Genomic DNA, 19585 nt, shown 5'->3' on the forward strand with positions numbered 1-19585 from the left:
ACGCCGCGTCATGAACCTGCGACAGCTCGACGCCTTCCGCGCCGTCATGATGTCCGGGTCGATCACCCAGGCCGCCCAGGCGATGCATCTGTCCCAACCGGCGGTGAGCAAGCTGATCGCCGATCTCGAACATGCCCTGGGCTTCAGGCTGTTCGTTCGGGCGCGCGGCAGCGCCCTGACCGTCACGCCGGAGGCCGAATTCTTCTTCCACGAGGTGGAGCGCAGCTTCATCGGCGTCGAGAATTTGAAGCGGGCGGCGAACGACATCCGCAATCTGTCCGCGGGCAACCTTCACATCGCCGCGCTGCCGGCCTTGTCCTACAGTTTCCTGCCCCGGGTGATCCGCGAATTCCGCCAGCGTCACCCGGGCATCTTCATCCGCTTCTACACGCACAGTTCGTCGACGGTTCGCCAGTGGGTCGCCAACCAGCAGTTCGACATCGGCCTTGCGACGCGCGCCCACGAAATCCCGGGCGTGGCCTCCAGCAGCTTCCTGCGCTCGGTCGGCGCCTGCGTGCTGCCCCCCGGCCACCGCCTCGCCGGCCGCGACGTGATCGAGCCCGCCGATCTCGCCGGCGAGCCGTTCATTTCCCTGATGTCGGGCGATCCCACCCGCCGCCGCATCGACCGGATCTTCGAGGATGCCGGCATCGCGCGCGACCTGGTCGTCGAAACCCAGTATGCGATGACGGTCTGCAGCCTGGTCATGCAGGGCGTCGGCTGCTCGATCGTCAACCCGGCGACGACCAGCGACTTCCTCGCCCACGGCATCGTCGTGCGGCCGTTCAGACCGCGGATCGAATTCGAGTATCTGCTTCACACGCCCTCGCTCAGACCGCTGTCCCAAACCGCCATCCGCTTCATCGCGCTCATGTCCGAGGTTCGCGACGAGATGATCGCCGAAGGCGCATTCGGCGAGCTGGCGCCCGAGGGCGGCGCTGCCGGCTCGCCCCGGCGTCGACCGCCTTCGGCCTGACGCTCGCCACGATAGCCGCGATCTCAGAACCGCGCCGTGCCGCGAAGATACCAGAAGCCGCCATTGAAACCGATCGGCGAGAAACGCAGATATTTGAAGCCGTTCACGAGCTGGCCGGGGCGAACCTCGCGGTCCGGATAATTGTCGAAGATGTTGCTCCCTCCCACCGCCAGGGTGAAGGTGTCGTTCAACCGATAGGAGATCTCCGCATCGACGAGGATTTCCGCGCTTCCGGTCTGGTCGTTGGCCGGATCGGGCCCATAATCGGTCCACTGCCCATAATAGCTCGCCGTCGTCGAAAAGCCGATCCGGTCGCCCTGGTAGTTGAACGCCAGGCTGCCGCGCCAGTCCGGCACGAAATTCTCGAGCTCGAGCAGCCGTTCGCGATCGCCGGTGATGAGCGGGCCGGCGCGCGTCACTTCGTTCTTGGTGTAGTTGAGATTGGCGGCCAGCGTCCCGTTGCCGCCGAGCAGCGGGAACCCCCAGGTGAGGACGGCGTCGAAGCCTTGCGTGCGGCTGTCGAAGGCGTTGCCGAAGAAGAGGATGGTGCGAAAGTCGCCGCCGCCGGGGACGCCGGCCGCGACGAGCTGGTCGCGCTGCGCCTGGGTCAGCGTGAAGTTGCCGGACAGCCCGATCCGGTCCTCGATCTTGATGTTGAAATAGTCGATCGTGAAGGTGAGCCGGTTGGCCGGCGTCAGCACCAGGCCGGCGGTGACGTTGAACGACTTTTCCGGCTCGAGCGGGCGAGCGCCGAAGAGCTGGGCCACCGGATTGAGCGGCGAGACGATCCCCGTGATGAAGCTCTGTCCGGTGAGCGCGTCGATATTGGCAAAGGCCTGGGAGACGTTGGACTGGCCCGGCGTCGGCGCGCGAAAGCCGGTGTTGACGCCGCCGCGCACGGCGATCGCGTCCGAAAACTCGATGCGGCTGTTGATCCGCCAGGTGAAGGTCGACCCGAAGTCGGAGAAATCCTCGTAGCGGGCGGCGATGCCGCCGCTCAGCCATTGCGTGAGATCGCCCTCGATCGCCGCATAGGCGGCCCAATTGTCGCGCGCGAACGTACCGGCCTGAAGCGGACCGAAGCCCGGAAAGCCGCTCGCCCCCGCCGGGAGACCGATCCGGTCGTTGGGATTGGGGGTGTCGGGATCGGGCACCGAGGCAAAGGGTCCGACCTGATAGGAAGCGAGATCGCCGGGGGTCACCTCCCAGGTCTCACGCCGATATTCGAGGCCGCCGGCCAGGTTGAGCGGACCGGCGAGCCCGACCTCCAACGGATAGGTGAGGTCGAAATTGGCGTTGAGCTCACGCTGTTCGAGCGCGCCGGCCCGGAACTCGGTCGGCGACTGCGGACCGAGCGACGGGTTGACCGTGTTGGTGATCCGGTAGGATGCCTTGTTGCGCCCGAAGCTGCCGCTCAGGTCATAGGCCAGATCGCCGATCAGGTTGCCGCGCACGCCGCTCACCAGCGACATGTCGCGGATCGTCGCGGAGAAGTCCGGCGAGAAGCCGCCGGGAAACCAGGTCCGGAACGTGAAGCGCGGCCCGCCGGGCGTGTTGGTGAGCGGGACGCTGGCGAACAGGGGATTGGTGACCGGGTTGCGGTAAAAGAAGGCGGTCGTTCCGGCGCTCCAGCTATAATTGCCGAACGTGTAGAACTCCATCGTGTCGCCGAGGTCGACCCCGGCGTTGAAGAACATGCGCGCCGCCTCGGTATCGGGATTGCCGGTCCGCTGTGCCGGAACGGGGACCCCGGGGACGCCCGCGTCGATCAGCGCCTGGGCGTCGGGCCGCTGGTTCTGACGAGAGGTGATACTGGCGTTGGTATATTCGCCGCTGATATTGACGAAGCCGTTCGCCGTGAACGGCAGGCCGACATTGCCCTGCAGCAGCACGTCCTCGCCGTCGCCGGCATAATATTGACCATAGCGGGCGATCACTGTGGCGCCGTGATTGTCATCGCGCAGCCGGAAGTTGAGCACGCCGGCAATGGCGTCCGAGCCGTAATTGGCGGACGCGCCGTCGCGCAGCACTTCGAGCTGGCCGATCGCAATGGAAGGAATGGTCGACAGGTCCGGACCCTGCGACCCTCTGATATAGGGAATGTTGGAGAGCTGGACGGTCGCGCCGCGATGCCGACGCTTGCCGTTGACCAGCACCAGCGTCTGATCCGGCGGCAGGCCGCGCATGCTGTACGGCCGGGTGAACACCGCGCCGTCGTTGCTGGTGAAGCGCTGGATGTTGAGCGCCGGCACCTGCTGGCGCAGGATGTCATTGACGTCCGACGAGCCCTGGCTGAGCAGTTCGGCGGAACTGATGATGTCGATGGGGGTCGGCGACTCGGCGGCGGTAAGGTCGGCCCGCCGGGTGCCGGTGATGATGATCTCGCCGCCGTCGGCGGGACGGGCCTCCTGCGGCGCGGCGGACGGCACAGGGACCGCCGCATTCTCCTGCGCCGCGGCGGCGTTCGCAAGGTTGAGACTGAAACCCGAGACCGTTGCCCATAAGGTCAAGCTGAGCGCGCGACGCCTCTCCATCTTTCTCCCCTCTCCGTTTGGCCCTCGGCGACTTGCGCGCCGATGAGGCGGATCCGTTGCCGGCAGGGGTAATGCGATTGCGCCGCGATCCCCAAGAATAAATCGAACCGCATCGCATGTTTCGAGAAGGCAATAAGAAAAGGTTATTAATTCCGCCGATGCGGGCCATGCCAGATCGCGGACGGATGCGGGGAGAGCCGCAGGCCGCCACCCGCGAAATGCCGTGAGGGGCTGGCGGGCCCGCCGCGTATCCATGACGAGCGCCATCAGAAACGGAAAGTCATGCGCGTCTGACGTCGCCGGGTGGAATGGAGACTGAAGTGGGACCAACTCATCGGCTCTCCAGGCGCGGCCTGCTTGCCGGTGCCGGGGCCTTGGGAGCCTATGCTCTGATCGGCTGCTCGGCCGAAGAGGGGCGTCGCACCGCCGCCGGCGAAAATGCCGTTGCGCCGTCTTCCGCCGCGCGACGGGCCGCGATGGTGGTTTACCGCGAGCCGAGCTGCGGATGCTGCGAAGCCTGGGCCCGAATGGCGCGCGCGCACGGCTATGCGGCGGAACTGGTCGATCGAACCGACATCGCTGCCCTGAAGCAGCGCCTGGGCGTTCCCGCGCCGCTGACCTCCTGCCACACGGCTGTCGTGTCGTCTCTCGTGGTCGAAGGTCATGTCCCGCTGGAGCATGTCGACCGGCTCCTGCGCGATCGACCGACGGGCATATTGGGAATCGCCGTTCCCGGCATGCCGAGAGGGTCCCCGGGGATGGAGATGCCGGATGGCGCTCGGGACGACTTTCAAGTCATCGCCTTTGGCGCATCGGGCAGACGCTTTGTCTTCGCCTGAGCAATTCGATGAGGGGGAAAAGCATGACCTGCACTGGCTTACGAACCGCACTGGCTTTCGCCGCAGGCCTCACCGCCACAACCGCCTACGCGCACGATTTCTTCCTGCTGCCAGAGCGCTTCACGTCGCCGGCGCCCGGTGAGACGGCGATCCGCGCAACCGTTTCGGCGAACTTTCCGCGCTCGAAACTGTCGTGCCGGCGGATCGGGTGGGCCAGGTCGTGGCGAACGGGCCCGCCGACCCGCGCCTGCGCATTGTCGGACCGGGCGCCAACGCGCTCGACCTGAGCCTCTCCGTCCCGGCATCCGGGATCGTTGTCGCCGGGGTCGGTGCACGCCCGCGCGACGTGGACTATGGCGAAGACCGGATCGGCGCCATCCTGGAAGAATATCGCATCCCCGCCTCCGCCCTGGCCGCGCGCGAGGCCATGCCGCGACCGGGGACGCTGCGCGTTTCCTCGAGGCGTTTTGCCAAGACGATCCTCTGCGCGGCCGCATGTACGGATCGGTCGGCGGCGAGCCGGCCTTTGGGCGCCGACCTGGAATTTGTCGGCGTCGATGGCGGCCCGGACCATTTCGTGCTGTTCAGCCAGGGTCGACCGCTGCTCCAGCATCCGGTGGACATCGTGACGTCGGACGGCAATCGCCGCCACGTCAGCAGCGACGCGCAAGGGCGCGTCCGCTTGCCCGACGAGGTGCGCGGAGCCGTGATGCTGTTCGCGGCGCTGATGGCGCCGCCGGCCCAGGGGACCGGTTCATTCTGAACCTGACCTCCCTCACCCTCTCGCGATGACATCGAAGGTTCTATCGGGGCGGCGGCGCGATTCAGCGAGGATCCGGCTCCGTCTGCGCGCGGGCGGCGCATGGCTAGAGATCGCGCGCATGCCAGAAGGCATCCAGCATCGAGGCGATTCCCAGGAGCGCCAGAACGATCGCATCGTTGAACAGGTGCGGCTGGGACAGGCCCGCCACCGCGCCGTCCGTGGCGTCCGCCAGCCACGCGCCGAGCAGGGCGAGGAAGGCCAGGACCAGCAACACCCGCCCGATCGCCACCATCGCGGCCGCGCCGCGACGCGAGTTCGGGCCATTCGATGCAGCGTTCATTGCGACCTCCCTGGTCAGCCGCTGTCCCTTCGGCACCCTTTCGGGATCCGATGCAGCGGATCAGTGGTGGCGATGGCGTCGCCAATTCCGGTTGTGGTGCCGCGCGTGACGGCGATAGGGCCGATAATGCCGGTCATAGCCGTCATAGGCGTAGCGATCGTAATAGCGCGATCGGTCGCGATAGCCGTATCCATAGCCATAGCCGGCATAATAAGGGTCGCCATATCTATAGGGGGCGCCGTATCCGAAGCCGCCGATATGGATGGACGTATGGCCGCGATTGTGACCGCCACCATGATGGCCCTGCGCAAGTGCCGAAGCGGGCGCCGCCAGGAACAAGGCCGCGACGCCGATTCCGATAAGCCGTTTCACCGAGGTTCTCCTACTGGCCCGCGCGAGGCGGGCGATCACCCCTGTCTGTCCAGTTATACGCGCCAGGACGCTCCAGCCCTCGGATTCAAGCCCCCTGACCGAGGCTCGCGCGCCTCCAGCCGGCGCACCTGGACGCTCTTGATATTTGTGAACGGCAGGCGACCGGCGGTCCGGCTGATCGTTGACAGATGCGTGGAGAGGTCTAGGTGGGAAGCGTGATCAGGGCCGTCCTCATGGCCGTGCTGGCTTTGTCCCTGGCGAGCGCCACCAGCTCCGCTCTTGCCGGCATTTCGGCCGATTGTCCGATGGCGGCGGCCGGCATGGTCGCTCATGAGAAAATGGACTGCTGCGCACCGCACTGTGCGCCGGATTGCGCGATCGTCTGCCCGGGCGCGATATTGCCTCCCGCCATCGGCGCACTGACTCCCGCGCCACGTGCCGCGCCGACCTTGGTCCGCCTCGCGGATTGGCCTTCGTCCGCGGGACCCGAGTCCACGGATCCGCCGCCCCGAACCACCCTCAGCTGAAGCTGTAGCGCCTGCCGGCGCCAAGCCGGCGCGCGCCGCAATAGTCTGACCTGGACCAGACCGCCTGCCGATTTGCCGGCAGACGGTGACAGGCCGGAGCCCCGCGCCCGCGCGGCCCCGGGGCTGCTGACGAGGTGAAACACACATGAGAGCATTTTCGATTGCCGGCGCGTTCGCGCTGCCGCTTGCCCTTGCCGCCTGCACAGAGCCCGCGGCGACCGTCCAGAACCAGCAGGGCGCGATCGGCGCCAACAGCCCGGCGGAGGCCGCCCGACCCGTCCATGCCGGGCAAGGCAATGTGACCGCGATCGCCGGCGACCAGGTGTCGATCGCGCACCGCCCGATCGAGAGTCTCGGCTGGCCGGCCATGACCATGGCGTTCCGCGCGCCCGCGACACGAATGATCGAGGGGATCGCGGTGGGCGATGCGGTCGCGTTCCAGTTCCGCGAAAGCGACGGCGGCTACGAGCTGACGTCGATATCCAGGCGATAGGACGCAAGGAAGAGCGTGATGGACGGCAAGCTTCGCACAATCTGCTTCGTCCTGTCATGGACGGCATTGATGGGACTGGCGGGGTGCGCGACCGCGCCCGGTGAAGCGGGGTCACGATACCTATTGGTGTCGACGCCAGGGCCGCGCGGGACCACCCGCGTCGTGGCGGCCGCTCCCGACCCGGTTGCCGCCGCCCTGCGGGATCGGACCTGCGGATCTCCCTCGGCGCGACCGGAGCGACCCGCATACCGGCTGGTGACGACACCAGGCCCTCGCGGCACGACCCGCGCGGTGCGCGTCAATGGGACCGACCCCTCATGTCGCTGATCGGCCCGAGCATCGAGAGGCGCGCACGCCTTGCGCGCGTCGCCACCGGCCGGTGGGCATGCCGCCTGGCCGCCATCGCATTGCTGGCGGTCGCGGCGGTGCCGGCCGCCGCCCAAGCCGTGCCTGGCGAGGGCGGTGCGGTCCTGACCATGAACGACGCCGTTGCCCTGGCGCGCGGCGACCAGCTGGCCGTCGCCGCCTTCGCGCGCGAGGCGGCCGCGTCCGAGGACGCGGCGGTGGCGGCGGGCACCTTGCCCGATCCGCAGATCATCGGGGGCGTGCAGAACTATCCGGTCACCGGCGATGTCGCCTTCCATCCCACGCGCGACGACATGACCATGTACACGATCGGGGTGATGCGCGAGCAGGTCCGCCGCGCGCGGCGCGAGGCTGCCGCGGCGCAGCTGCAGGCGCAGGCGGTCGTCAGCCGCGCCGAAGGCACGGCCCAGGAGCGCCGGATCCAGCGCGAGGTGATGATCGCCTGGATAAATGCGGTCGAAGCCGCGGCCCGGCAGCGGCTGCTGGCGCGCGTGATCAATGACCTCGATGCCGGCCGTCGGATCATGGAGGCCGGCATTCCGACCGGCGCTTCGACCCCTGCGCTTGCGCTCCAGGCGCAGGCGGAGGTTGCGCTGGCGCAGTCGCAGCTCGCCGAGGCGCGTGGCCAGGAGGCGCGGGCGCGGGCCGAGCTTGCCCGCTGGATCGGCCCCGCCGCACATCAGGCCCTGCCAAACGATGTTCCGGACCTCACGCTTCCCGCGATGCCGGCGGAGGTGCCCTCCCTGGAGACGCATCCGAATGTCCGTCTCGCCGAGGCGCAGGCGCAGGCCGCGCGGCGGCAGGTCGATGCGGCGCGCACCGAACGGCGGCCCAACCTCAGCTGGTCGGTCATCTATGGCTGGCGGCCGGACTATGGCGACATGGTGAGCGCGCAGGTCACGATTCCGCTCCAGATCAACCGGGGCCGACTGCAGAACCGGCGCATCGCCGAGGCCGAGGCGCGCGCCGATGCCGCGCGGCTTCGCGCCGAAGACGCGCGGCGCGAGCTGGACGGCGCCTATGGCGCCGCGCTCGCCGATTATCGAGCCGCGGACGCGCAGCTGACGCTCCTGCGCGCACAGGCGATCCCTGCGCTCGAGGCGTCCTTCGAAACCGCCGAAGCCCGCTATGCGGGCGGGCAGGGGAGCCTCGAACTGCCACTCGCGATCGTGCGCCGCTACGTCGAGGCAAACATCCAGGCGGTCGAGCAGCAGGGACGGCGCGCACGCGCGGCGGCCGAGCTCATCTATCTGACGGGGGAGGCGGGCCAATGACTCGCGACACACTGTTCTTGCGCCTGCGCGACACCAACCGGCGGACGATCATAACGGCCGCGGTCGCCGTCGCGATCGCTTTGGCCTCCGGGACGGCGGGCTATCTGATCGCGGCCGGCGGCGGCGCGGCGAGCCCGTCCGGCCGGCCCATCCTCTACTGGTACGATCCGATGATCCCGCAGGAGCGCTATCCCGGTCCCGGCAAGTCGTCGATGAACATGGACCTCATTCCCAAATATGCCGACGAGGCGGACGAAGCCGGGGTGCGGGTCTCGCCGGCAATGCAGCAGAATCTCGGCGTCCGGCTGGCGATGGCCCGGATGCAGGACATTGCGCCGAGCCTGCGCGCGGTCGGCCGGGTCGAGCTGGACGAGCGGCTGATCGCGGAGGTGCAGACGCTGACGGCAGGGTTCGTCGAGAGCCTGGCGGTGCGGGCGGTGGGCGAGCCGGTCGCGCAGGGGCGCCGGATCGCGAGCGTCTATTCGCCGGAGCTCCTGACGGCGCAGAACGAATATCAGGCGGTGCTTGCTGCGCCGCGCGGCGCCGGATCGCCTGGCCTCAGGCAAGCCGCCCGCAGCCGGCTGCGCCTGCTCGGGCTGCCGCCGGCGATGATCGCGGCTCTCGAGCGCGGCGCACCGCCCCAACGTACTTATCCGATCACCGCGCCGGCGTCCGGCATCGTCACCCAGATCGGCGTCCGGCCCGGCGGCCAGGTCGCTCCCGGCCAGTCCCTCCTGACGATCGCGGGCTTCGCGCGCGTGCTGGTGATCGCCGAGGTGCCGGAAACGATGCTCGCCGATATGCGGGTCGGCCTTCCCGTCGAGGTCAGCTTTCCCGCTTATCCGGATGAGGTCCGCACGGGGCGGATCGACTATATCTACCCGCGCCTCAACCCCGAGGCGCGCACGGCGCGCCTGCGCGTGACGCTCGCCAATCCGGGCGGGCGGCTGCGCGAGGGCATGTTCGCCAACCTCGATATTCAGGGCACCGGGGCAAGCGCCCTCGTCGTCCCGAGCGAAGCGGTGATCGACACCGGCCGGCGCAAGGTGGTGGTGGTCCGGCGCGGCACGGTCTTCCGCCCGGCGGAAGTGCGCACAGGCCGGGACGCCGGCGCGTGGACGCAAATCCTGGCCGGCCTCCAGCCCGGCGACCAGGTGGTCGCCTCCGGCCAGTTCCTGATCGATTCCGAGGCGTCGCTTTCGGGGTTCCTCGATCGGCTGCAGTCACCCGCCGCGCGGCCCGGGCGATGATCGCGCGGATCATCCGCTGGTCGGCGGCCAACCGCTTCCTGATCCTGCTCGGCGCCCTGTTCCTGGCCGCGAGCGGCACCTATGCGGTGATGCGCACGCCGCTCGACGCCATACCGGATCTGTCCGACGTCCAGGTGATCATCCGCACCCCCTATGCGGGTCAGGCGCCGGACGTCGTCGAAAGCCAGGTCACTTATCCGCTGGCGACGACGATGCTCTCCGCTCCGCGGGTGCGGGCGGTGCGCGCCTTCTCCTCGTTCGGCGACAGTTTCGTGACCGTCCTGTTCGAGGACGGGACCGACCTCTACTGGGCGCGCTCGCGCACCCTCGAATATCTGAGCCAGGCGTCAGGCCGGCTGCCGGCGGGCGTGACGCCGACGCTCGGGCCGGATGCCACCGGCGTCGGCTGGGCCTATCAATATGCGCTGGTCGACCGCAGCGGGCGGCACGATCTCGGGCAGCTTCGCGCGCTCCAGGACTGGTTCCTCAGATTCCAGCTCAAGGAGATCGACGGCGTCGCCGAGGTTGCCAGCATCGGCGGCATGGTGCGCGCCTATCAGGTCCAGATCGATCCGCAGCGGCTGCAGCTCTACCGCATCCCGGTCGGCCAGGTGATCGATGCGATCCGCGACGCGAACCAGGCGGCCGGCGGCTCGGCGATCGAACGCGCCGGGGCCGAATATATGGTGCGGGTCGGCGGCTATCTTCAGACGCTGGACGAATTTCGCAGCATCCCCCTGACCGCGAGCGGCGGCACGCCGGTGACGGTGGGCGATGTGGCGCGGGTGCAGATGGCGCCCGACTTCCGGCGCGGGATCGCCGAGCTCAATGGCGAGGGCGAGGTCGCGGGCGGGGTCATCGTCGTCCGGCAGGGCGCGGATACGCTCGCGGTGATCGACGCGGTCAAGGCGCGGTTGGCGGATTTGCGGGCCAGCCTGCCGCCCGGCGTCGAGGTGGTGACCGTCTACGACCGCTCGAGCCTGATCGAGCGGGCGGTCGCCAATCTGTGGGAGAAGCTCGCGGAGGAGTTTGTCGTCGTGGCACTGGTCGTGGCGCTGTTCCTCCTCCATGTCCGATCGTCGCTGGTGGTGATCGTCACCCTTCCGCTCGGCGTTCTGGCAGCCTTCATCGTCATGGACCTCCAGGGCGTGAACGCCAACATCATGTCCCTGGGCGGCATCGCGATCGCGATCGGCGCGATGGTCGACGCCGCCATCGTCATGGTGGAGAACGCGCACAAGAAGCTGGAGCAGGCGCGCGCAGGCGGCGAGATCAGCGAAGCGCAGCGCCGGCAGGTGATCGTCGCGGCCGCCGTCGAGGTCGGGCCGGCCCTGTTCTTCTCGCTCTTGATCATCACCTTGTCGTTCCTGCCGATCTTCACCCTGGAGGCACAGGAAGGCCGGCTGTTCCGCCCGCTCGCCCTCACCAAGACCTATGCGATGGCCGCGGCGGCCGGACTGTCGATCACCATCGTGCCCGTGCTGATGGTGATGTTCATCAAGGGGCGAATCCGGCCGGAGCTGGACAACCCGGTCAACCGCGCCCTGATCGCCGCCTATCGGCCGGCTTTGCGTCGAATCCTGAAATGGCCCCGGCTAACGCTCGTCGTCGCCGCGCTCGCGCTCGCGCTCACCGCGCTCCCGCTGACGCGGCTCGGCGCGGAGTTCATGCCGCCCATGGCGGAAGGCGACCTCCTCTACATGCCGACGGCGCTGCCGGGCCTGTCCACTTCGGACGCGGCGCGCCTTCTCCAGGTCAGCGACCGTATCATCATGACGGTGCCGGAGGTCCTGACCGTGTTCGGCAAGGCCGGCCGGGCCGATACGGCGACCGACCCGGCGCCGCTCGAAATGTTCGAAACCACCATCCAGCTCCGACCGCGCAGCGAGTGGCGGCCCGGGATGACGATGGACGGGATCATCGCCGAGCTCGATTCCCGGCTGCGGATTCCTGGCCTGTCCAACGTCTTCGTGCAGCCGATCCGCAACCGGATCGACATGCTGGCCACCGGCATCAAGAGCCCGGTCGGGGTGAAGATCTCAGGGCCGGACCTCGCCACGCTCCAGCGCCTCGGCGAGGAGGTCGAACGCGCGGTGCGACCAGTGCCGGGGACCGTGTCGGCGGTCTCGGATCGCATTTCCGGCGGGCGCTATGTCGACGTCCAGGTCGACCGGCTGGCCGCCGCGCGCTACGGCCTGTCCGTCGCGCAGGTGCAGCAGACCGCGGCCGCCGCCGTCGGCGGAATGCCGATCGGGGAGAAGATCGAGGGCCTTGCCCGTTTCCCGATCAACCTGCGCTTCGCGCGCGAGACCCGCGACAGCGTCGAGGCGCTGGGTCAGTTGCCGATGGTCGCGCCGAACGGCGCGATCGTGCCGCTCTCCGCGGTCGCCGACATCCGCATCGCCAGCGGGCCTTCGATGATCAAGAGCGAGAATGGGCGGCCCGCGGTCTGGGTCTATGTCGACGTGCGCGACCGCGACCTGGTGGGCTTCGTCAACGAGGCCCGCCAGCGGGTCGCGCAGTCGGTGCGACTGCCGCCCGGCTATTCGATCTCCTGGTCCGGACAGTTTGAATATGCCCAGCGCGCCGGCGCGCGCCTGAGATGGGTCGTGCCCGCGACGGTCGCGATCATCTTTCTCCTGCTGTTCCTCGCCTTCCGGCGCGTGCGCCAGCCATTGATCATCCTGCTGACCTTGCCGTTCGCCCTGGTCGGCGGGGTCTGGCTGATCTTCCTCCTCGGCCACAATGTGTCGATTGCCACAGCGGTCGGCTTCATCGCGCTCGCGGGCCTGGCGGCCGAGTTCGGTGTGGTCATGCTCGTCTATCTCGACCATGCGATCGAGGACCGGATCCGCGCGCGCCGGTTCGCCGGGTCGGGAGATCTCGACGCCGCCCTGGTCGAGGGCGCCGTCCTGCGTGTCCGCCCCAAGGCCATGACGGTGGCGGTCATCCTCGCCGGCCTGTTCCCGCTCCTGGTCGGCCAGGGCGCCGGCTCGGAGGTGATGCAGCGCCTCGCCGCACCGATGGTCGGCGGCATGATCACGGCGCCGTTGCTGTCGCTGTTCGTTCTGCCGGCTCTCTACAAGCTGCTCGGCCGAAAGCGGTTCCTGCCGGACCGGGATGCCGAGGGGCCGCTGACGGCCATGCCCGCGGCCGGCGTCTAGGGAAAAGTCCAGCGAATGAGCGATGCGCGTACCCGACACGGTGCGGTTTTCCTGAACGATCCAAGCCCTATGTTGGGCGAGACAGTCCGCTGCTTTTTTCGTAGAAAAAGGGGCAAGGGCAGGCCGCGAGGTCGGCATGCCGGATCGAAGGTCCTGGAGGCAGAGGAATGGCGGAAATAGACACGCTGCTGGCGCGACTGCGCGAAAGCCCGGTCCATCCGGGGCTGGACGGGCTTGATGCGGCGGTCATGGCGGAGCTGGCGGGGCGGCGGGCCGGACCGCAGCTGGGCGGCGGGGCGTTCATCCTTGCCGCGACCTTGGCGCTCGCGATCGGTATTGTCGGGTCGGCCGTCCCCGGCGCCCCGGCCAGGGCCGCGCCGGTCGCGCCATTCGGCACCGCCCCGATGCTGGCGCCCTCGACGCTGCTGGGCACCGGGGAGTGAGGGACTATAAGCGCCTGACCCTCTTCGCGGTCATCGCCTTCGCGGCGGCGATCGCCGGCGTGGTCGTCGGCCGTACCTTCGTCGTCCCCGACAGGCCGGTCGAGAATGAACTGCATGACCTGCTGCACAGCCAGCTCGACCTCGACCCGCAGCAGCGCGCGCGGATCGAGGTGATCGAACGGGACTTCGCGACCCGGCGGCACGCGCTCGAGCGCGAACTCAGGGACGACAATGTCCGCCTTGCCGCCGCGATCCAGGCCGAGCGAGGCTACGGACCCAGGGTCGCCGCCGCCGTCGACCGCTCGCACGCGGCGATGGGGCAGCTTCAGAAGGAAACGCTCGAGCATATTTTCGCTATGCGCGGCGTCCTGCGCGCCGATCAGGCCACGCGGTTCGACGAGGCGGTGGTGAAAGCGCTGACCGCCGGCGACAGGTGACGTTCGACCTTGCCGGCTGCACCGATGGCGAGCTCGCGACCCGCGCCCTGGCCGCAGAGCAGACGGCCTATCGCGAGCTGGTCCGGCGCCATCGCGACTGGATCTACCGTCTCATCCGCCATCATGTCGGAGATCCCGACGAGGCGCTCGACGTCACCCAGAATTGCTTCGTCGCCGCCTTCTCGGCGCTCGGGCGGTACGATCCCGGGCGGCCCTTTCGCCTGTGGATCGCCCGGATCGCGATCAACAAATGCAATGACTGGGCAAGACGGCGTGCGGTTCGAAAGTTCCTGACCTTCGGGGCGCAGCGCGGCGACGTCGAACAGATGGCCGACGATGCGGTGCCGGTCGATGAGACGCTCGGCGGCAAGCAGGAGCTTGACCGCGCGATGCGCGCCATCGCGAACCTGCCCGCCGCGCTCAAGGAACCGCTGATCCTCAGAACCCTGGAGGGCCTCGGCCAGGCCGAGACGGCACGGGTCCTGCGGATCAGCGAAAAAGCCGTCGAAACCCGGCTCTATCGGGCGCGCAGAAAGCTGGGCGAGATGCTGGCGGATTGAGAAAGGCTTGCGCGGGCCGGCGACGCGCACAGTCGAATCGCAGTTTTCAGAGCAACGCGGCAAGTAGAATCGGATGGAAATACGTGGCGCAAGGCAGATCGAGACAATATAGACGGACGATGAGAAATCTCGATGCCGGGCTCGCGTCCTTCGCTTCTTCCCCGTCGGCCGAAAACGGCCGCAAGGCCGGGGACGAGGACAGGCAAGGTCCGCCCTCGCCACGTTATGCCGCGATCAAGCAGTTCCTCACCGATGCGGTGCGCGACGGGACGCTGAAACCGGGCGATCGCGTCCCGTCCGAAGCCGAGCTCGTCGCCCGCTTCAGCGTCTCGCGCATGACCGCCAACCGGGCGCTGCGCGAACTCCAGGGGACCGGCCTGCTGGTTCGCCGCGCCGGGATCGGGTCCTTCATCGCCGAGCCCAAGCCGATCGGCCAGATGATCGAGATCCGCAACATCGCCGACGAGATACGCGCGCGCGGGCACGCCTATCGGGCGACGGTGGTGCACAATGCCGGCGAGAAGGCGACCGCCGAGACCGCGGCGCTGCTCGAGGTGTCCGTCGGCACCCACCTGTTCCACTCGGTCATCGTGCACCACGAGGCCGACCTGCCGATCCAATTGGAAGAGCGTTTCGTCCTGGCCTCGATCGCGCCCGACTATGGCGAGATGGATTTCACGCAGACCACGCCCAACGAATATCTGACCCGCATGGCGCCGCTGGAGCGCTTCGAGCACCGCGTGACGGCCGCGATGCCGGACGCAAGGGTCCGCGCCATGCTCGGCCTTGGACATGCCGAGCCGGTCCTGGTCATGACGCGCCGGACATGGAGCCGCGCCAGGCTCGTCTCCCATGCCTGGCTGACCCATCCGGCCAGCCGGTTCGAACTCTCCGCCGCCTTCTCGGTCGATCGATAGCCGCCGCGTCAGGGCGCGAGCGCCGGCCCCTTCTTGGGCGCCGGCCGGCGCCGGCGCAGCCAGCGAAAGTCCGCCCGCCCGAAGCTCTTGAACAAGAGGTAGAAGCCGGTTCCCGACAGCCAGAGCGCGCTCAATCCGACGAAGATGATCAGCGGATGGTTGAAGCTCGTGCGGCCGACATAGTCCATATTGTGGAGCATCCAGAAAAAGTCCCAGGTGCGCCACGTATCGCCCCGCATCACCAGGAAACGGCCCGTCTCGGCGGAGACATAGGCGCTGCTGTTGGCCTCATCGGCGAAATTCACGCGCCACATGCGCCCCGCATGCTCGCGCGCCTCGAGATTGGGCCGCGCGAGCGCCTCGACGCTGCGGATGGGCGCGCCGTTCATGCCATTGGCGACCGCGCGTGCGATCCGTTCATCGACCGTCACCGGCGCGCCATTGGTGGCGTCGGCAAGGCGCAGACCGCGGGCGGTGTGCAGTTCGTAGACCGGCCGGCCGGCGAGATTGCGCAGGGTCACCCCCGACACCGGCCCCGTGCCCGGGATCGCCGCCGGATCGATGAAGGCGGCATTGGCCGGAAGCGGCGGCGCCGCCGCCATGGCCATGTCATGACCGCCGACCTCGTCCATGTCGAGCAACGCCATCATCGAGCCGCTGAACGCCCAGAGCACGAACTGGAGGCCGAGGATCAGTCCGACCCATTTGTGGATGCGGCGGAACAGGAGCGGGGACAAGCGAATGCGTTTCATGCGGCCGCCTTCTTTTTCTTCTTGCGTCGGGGGAAGGACCACAAGAGCAGCCAGGCGCCGCTCAGCGCCATCGCCAGCGCGCTCCAGGTTGCGATCCTGAGGAGCGGGTTGTTGACGTTGGTGCGGTCCTCATAGTCCATGATGTGGAGCATCCAGGCAAAGTCGAAGACGCGCCACAATGCGTGCCGGCGCGAGATCAGCTCGCCCGTCATCGGTGACAGGTACAAGGTTGGGCGGTTCCAGCCTTCGAACTCGACCTGCCAGTAAGGCGGGGCGCGCGATTGCATCTCGAGCGGCGCTTCGGTCAGCAGGCGGACCGCCACGATATCGCCGCGACCCGCATAGATGCGTCGCGCGAGCGTCCGGATGGCCCGCTCGGCGAGCGGCGCGAGGCGCGCACCCGATGCCGCGTCGTAGAGCGCGGCGCCATCGGGCGTCTCGACCCGCCAGACCGGGCGATCCAGCAGCCGCTGGAGACGCAGTTCCGAGGCCCCTGGCGCCGCCGCCGCGATCCGCGCCGGCGGCGTCACGGCGGCGAGGTCGAATGGCTCGGCGATGGGCGCGCGCACGAGATGGTCGCCATGGATCGTGTCGATATGGACGACCACCATGTAGACCCCCGTCACCGTCCACAAGACGACCTGGACGCCGACGATGAGGGCCAGCCATTTGTGGAACCGTCTGACGACGAGCGGCCATCGAACCTTTGCCATGATCCCGCCTCCCCGATCAGAACGCGGTGCGGAAGCCGACATAGAACCGGCGACGGAGCAGGTCGTAGGTCATCGTGTCGGTGTTGGCGTCGGTGAAGCTCTGGATATAGGGCGCCCGCCTGTCGAACAGGTTGTCGACGCCGATCTGGAAGCGGGTCCGCTCGTCGAGTTCGAAGGCGACCTGGAGGTTGTGATAGAAGACGTTCGGCGTGCGATAGCCGATGTCGCCCGGCGCCGCGTTGAAGTCGGTCGCCCGGCCGATCCACTGGGTCGACCAGGTCAGGCTCATGCCGTTGCGCTCGGCCGTCAGCACGCCATAGCCGCGCCATTTCGGATAGCCGCCATTGCCCCCGCCGATGAAGCCGTCGAAATCGATCGGGTCGCCGCCGGGGAAGGGAAGGACGACATATTTGTTGAGCCAGGTGACGTTGAGATCGAGGCTGATCGCGACGTCGCCGATCGTCCGGTTGTAGACCAGGCCGAGGTCGAGCCCGTTCATCTGCTCGCGGCCGGTGTTGATCGGCTGGGCGGACAGATAGGTGACCTCGCCGGTCAGCGCGCTGCGCGTGAAATCGTCGCAGAACTCGCTCGAAAGGTTGGTGCTGGCATAGCAGACCGCGAGCTTGGTCGAACCGGGGATCGCCCGGATGGCGTCGCGGATATCGATGTCGAACCAGTCGGCGGTCAGCGACAGGCCGGGCACCAGGCCGCGCGGCTGGATCACCGTCCCGATCGTCCAGGTCTGCGAGCTTTCCGGCCGCAGATTCTCGTTGCCGCCGGCCGTGGTCAGGATCGTCGTGCCGAGCTGGACATAGTTGGTGGGAACGCCGGACGCCTGGCAGTTGGCGATCAGCGTCGCATTGCCGCTCGTGGCATAGCGGCTGCACGGGTCGGTGGTCGTGAGATTGCCTTCCGACACCCCGCCGAACAGCTCCGGCACATTGGGAATGCGAAAGCCGGTCCCGTAGGTGCCGCGCAGCCGGATGGCGTCGTTGATCACCCAGTTGGCGCTGAGCTTGTAGTTCCAGTCGCCGCCGAACAGATCATAGTCCGAATAGCGGATCGCGCCGCCGAGCGTCAGCGCCCGGACGAAGGGCATGTCGGCGAGCACCGGCACCGACAGTTCGAGATAGCCCTCCTTGGCCGTGCTCGAGCCCGAGATCGGATCCTGCTGGTTGGTGTTGGCGATGCCGAGCACGGTTAGTGGATCGGGGTCGCGCCAGCCTTTCTCCCGTCGATAGACCGCGCCCGCGGCGAACGAGACCGGCCCGGCGGGCAATCGGAAGAGGTCGCCGGTGAGGTCCGCGGTGACGCTCGCCAGCTCGTTGCCGCCCCGGTCGCGCGACGTGAACAGGATATAGTCGAGCACCTGCGGCGTCAGGTCGCCAAAGCCGAGATAGTCGCCGCACGGAATGGCCGCGCCCGCCGCCAGGCTGCACTGGCTGGTGTCCAGCGTGTTGCGCACCCGCTCGAGATTGGCGATGTTGGTCGAGCCGTCGACCGCGGTGTTGCGCCCGAAGCTGCCCGCGACCTCCCACGACCAGCCATTCTCCAGCCGGCCGCGCAGCCCGAGCGTGCCCTGCCAGGTGTCGGTGTCCTGAAAGAATTGACGCGGCCCCGGCTCGGCGAGCCGGCGCTGGATGAGGACGATGTCCTGGCCCGTCGGGTTGGTCGGATTGCTCGCCGGGATGGCGAGGTTGCGCAGCACCCCCGGCGTCGCGATCTGCCGCGACTTGCGGAAGGTGTAGAGGAACTCGCCGAACGCCTCGATATCGTCGGTGACGTCGTAATTGGCGAAGAAGGCGGTGCTGACGCGCTCGACCGGGCTCACCGCATTGAGGAACGGGTTCGAATTGAAATTGTGCTTGGCGGCGCTGTAGGGCTCGTAGAAATCCCCGTCGCCGCCGGCGACCTGGTTGAAGTTGATCTGCTGCCCGTTCGGCAGCACGGCGCGGCCGCCGATCGTCGCGGCGCTGTTGACGCAGGCGAGCGTGCCGGGGGTGGTCTCGGCGAGCGAGCAGGGTGCGCGGCTTGCCATGTTGACCGCGCGGGTCCGCTGATAGGTGACGGCGGCCAGGAACCCGCCGCGATCGTTGCGCAGGCCCCACAGGAGATCGACCGTGAGGTCGGAGCCGTCGCCGCGCTCGGTGAGCCCGTAGCGCGCGCTGATGCCCAGGCCCTCATAGTCGGTGCGCGTCACCAGATTGACCACGCCCGCCATCGCGTCCGCACCATAGATCGCCGAGGCCCCGTCCTTGAGCACGTCGGTGCGCGCGAGGGCGACGACCGGGATCATGTTGAGGTCGGGAGACGAGTTGGCGCCGGTGCCGCCCGCGACGAGGCGGCGCCCGTTCAGCAGGACCAGGGTGCGCTTGATGCCGAGGCCGCGCAGATTGACCTGCGCCGTGCCATAGCCGTTATTGGCCCAATAAGCCGAGGTCTGGTTGCCGGCGAAGCCGGCATTGGCGGGCAGGCGCTGCAATACGGTCTCGATATTGACGAGACCGGTATTCTCGATCTGCTCGGCGGAGATGACCGTGGCCGGACCGACGCCGGCAAGGTCCTGCCGGCGGATGCGCGAGCCGGTGATGACGATGTCGCCCGCCGCGGCGTCCGCGCCTTCGGCCGGCGCGGGCGTCGCCGGGGGGTCCGCTTGCGCCATAGCCGGCGCGGCCACGCCGGCCGCCAAAGCCGTTCCAAGCAAAAGAGCCGTCCTTGCCTTCATATCCATTCTCCCTGTCTGTCCATTCTGTTTTCGGGCAAAGAGCATCAGTTGTATATACAGGTCAAGTCAGATTCTTGCTTTTATTTCAATAGCTTAGGCGGGCTGCGGGAGGCGCAAAAAGCACTGGTAATACGCGCCGC

At 68.1% G+C, this 19585-nt stretch carries 17 protein-coding genes; 11 read left to right on the forward strand and 6 right to left on the reverse strand.

The window, feature by feature from the left end:
* Window positions 1-10 precede the first annotated feature (10 nt).
* Window positions 11-976, forward strand: a complete 966-nt coding sequence (locus tag RCO27_RS14190; protein WP_309003351.1) for a LysR family transcriptional regulator — start codon at window positions 11-13, stop codon at window positions 974-976.
* 23 nt (window positions 977-999) lie between these two features.
* Here RCO27_RS14190 and RCO27_RS14195 read toward each other — a convergent pair whose 3' ends face one another.
* Window positions 1000-3510 carry a TonB-dependent receptor gene (locus RCO27_RS14195; RefSeq protein WP_309003352.1) on the reverse strand — a complete coding sequence of 837 codons (2511 nt, stop codon included), beginning with the start codon at window positions 3508-3510 and terminating at the stop codon, window positions 1000-1002.
* Window positions 3511-3818: 308 nt separating this feature from the next.
* On the opposite strand from RCO27_RS14195, the gene RCO27_RS14200 reads away from it, so the two are divergent.
* Window positions 3819-4349, forward strand: coding sequence for a DUF411 domain-containing protein (locus RCO27_RS14200; RefSeq protein ID WP_309003353.1), 531 nt, complete (start codon window positions 3819-3821; stop codon window positions 4347-4349).
* A gap of 193 nt (window positions 4350-4542) precedes the next feature.
* On the forward strand, window positions 4543-5112 hold the full coding sequence (locus RCO27_RS14205; protein WP_309003354.1) for a hypothetical protein: 570 nt from the start codon (window positions 4543-4545) through the stop codon (window positions 5110-5112).
* A 103-nt stretch (window positions 5113-5215) separates the two neighbouring features.
* Here the strand turns inward: RCO27_RS14205 and RCO27_RS14210 are convergent, their stop codons facing one another.
* Together RCO27_RS14210 and RCO27_RS14215 are read right to left on the reverse strand one after the other, a co-directional pair.
* Window positions 5216-5452 carry a hypothetical protein gene (locus RCO27_RS14210; RefSeq protein ID WP_309003355.1) on the reverse strand — a complete coding sequence of 79 codons (237 nt, stop codon included), beginning with the start codon at window positions 5450-5452 and terminating at the stop codon, window positions 5216-5218.
* 60 nt (window positions 5453-5512) lie between these two features.
* Window positions 5513-5824 (reverse strand): hypothetical protein, encoded by a 312-nt coding sequence (locus tag RCO27_RS14215; RefSeq protein WP_309003356.1) that lies wholly within the window; start codon window positions 5822-5824, stop codon window positions 5513-5515.
* Window positions 5825-6496: 672 nt separating this feature from the next.
* Here RCO27_RS14215 and RCO27_RS14220 point away from each other — a divergent pair.
* From RCO27_RS14220 to hutC, 8 genes are all read left to right on the forward strand, one after another.
* Window positions 6497-6844 carry a copper-binding protein gene (locus RCO27_RS14220; protein WP_309003357.1) on the forward strand — a complete coding sequence of 116 codons (348 nt, stop codon included), beginning with the start codon at window positions 6497-6499 and terminating at the stop codon, window positions 6842-6844.
* A gap of 317 nt (window positions 6845-7161) precedes the next feature.
* On the forward strand, window positions 7162-8484 hold the full coding sequence (locus tag RCO27_RS14225) for a TolC family protein (protein ID WP_309003358.1): 1323 nt from the start codon (window positions 7162-7164) through the stop codon (window positions 8482-8484).
* Window positions 8481-9734, forward strand: a complete 1254-nt coding sequence (locus RCO27_RS14230) for an efflux RND transporter periplasmic adaptor subunit (RefSeq protein ID WP_309003359.1) — start codon at window positions 8481-8483, stop codon at window positions 9732-9734. The genes RCO27_RS14225 and RCO27_RS14230 overlap by 4 nt, the downstream gene beginning before the upstream one ends.
* Entirely contained in the window at window positions 9731-12898 is a 3168-nt protein-coding gene (locus RCO27_RS14235) for a CusA/CzcA family heavy metal efflux RND transporter (protein ID WP_309003360.1), read from the forward strand. Before RCO27_RS14230 ends, RCO27_RS14235 begins: the two co-directional genes overlap by 4 nt.
* Window positions 12899-13065: 167 nt before the next feature.
* Complete coding sequence (locus RCO27_RS14240) at window positions 13066-13341, forward strand: hypothetical protein (protein WP_309003361.1); 276 nt, start codon at window positions 13066-13068, stop codon at window positions 13339-13341.
* On the forward strand, window positions 13338-13778 hold the full coding sequence (locus RCO27_RS14245; RefSeq protein WP_309003362.1) for a periplasmic heavy metal sensor: 441 nt from the start codon (window positions 13338-13340) through the stop codon (window positions 13776-13778). The genes RCO27_RS14240 and RCO27_RS14245 overlap by 4 nt, the downstream gene beginning before the upstream one ends.
* Window positions 13775-14338 carry an RNA polymerase sigma factor gene (locus tag RCO27_RS14250; RefSeq protein ID WP_309003363.1) on the forward strand — a complete coding sequence of 188 codons (564 nt, stop codon included), beginning with the start codon at window positions 13775-13777 and terminating at the stop codon, window positions 14336-14338. Before RCO27_RS14245 ends, RCO27_RS14250 begins: the two co-directional genes overlap by 4 nt.
* A 119-nt stretch (window positions 14339-14457) precedes the next feature.
* Window positions 14458-15255 (forward strand): histidine utilization repressor, encoded by a 798-nt coding sequence (hutC, locus tag RCO27_RS14255; protein ID WP_309003364.1) that lies wholly within the window; start codon window positions 14458-14460, stop codon window positions 15253-15255.
* A gap of 8 nt (window positions 15256-15263) precedes the next feature.
* Here the strand turns inward: hutC and RCO27_RS14260 are convergent, their stop codons facing one another.
* Genes RCO27_RS14260 through RCO27_RS14270 form a run of 3 tightly spaced genes read right to left on the reverse strand, consistent with a single transcriptional unit; the run spans window position 15264 to window position 19445 of the window.
* The gene (locus tag RCO27_RS14260) at window positions 15264-16007 is read right to left on the reverse strand and encodes a PepSY domain-containing protein (protein WP_309003365.1); all 744 of its coding nucleotides are present in this window, start codon (window positions 16005-16007) and stop codon (window positions 15264-15266) included.
* Complete coding sequence (locus tag RCO27_RS14265) at window positions 16004-16720, reverse strand: PepSY domain-containing protein (protein ID WP_309003366.1); 717 nt, start codon at window positions 16718-16720, stop codon at window positions 16004-16006. Before RCO27_RS14265 ends, RCO27_RS14260 begins: the two co-directional genes overlap by 4 nt.
* Before the next feature lie 16 nt (window positions 16721-16736).
* Window positions 16737-19445, reverse strand: a complete 2709-nt coding sequence (locus RCO27_RS14270) for a TonB-dependent receptor domain-containing protein (RefSeq protein WP_309003367.1) — start codon at window positions 19443-19445, stop codon at window positions 16737-16739.
* Between the last annotated feature and the right edge of the window lie 140 nt (window positions 19446-19585).

The sequence above is a fragment of the Sphingosinicella sp. LHD-64 genome, assembly GCF_031157375.1.
GTDB lineage: Bacteria > Pseudomonadota > Alphaproteobacteria > Sphingomonadales > Sphingomonadaceae > Allosphingosinicella.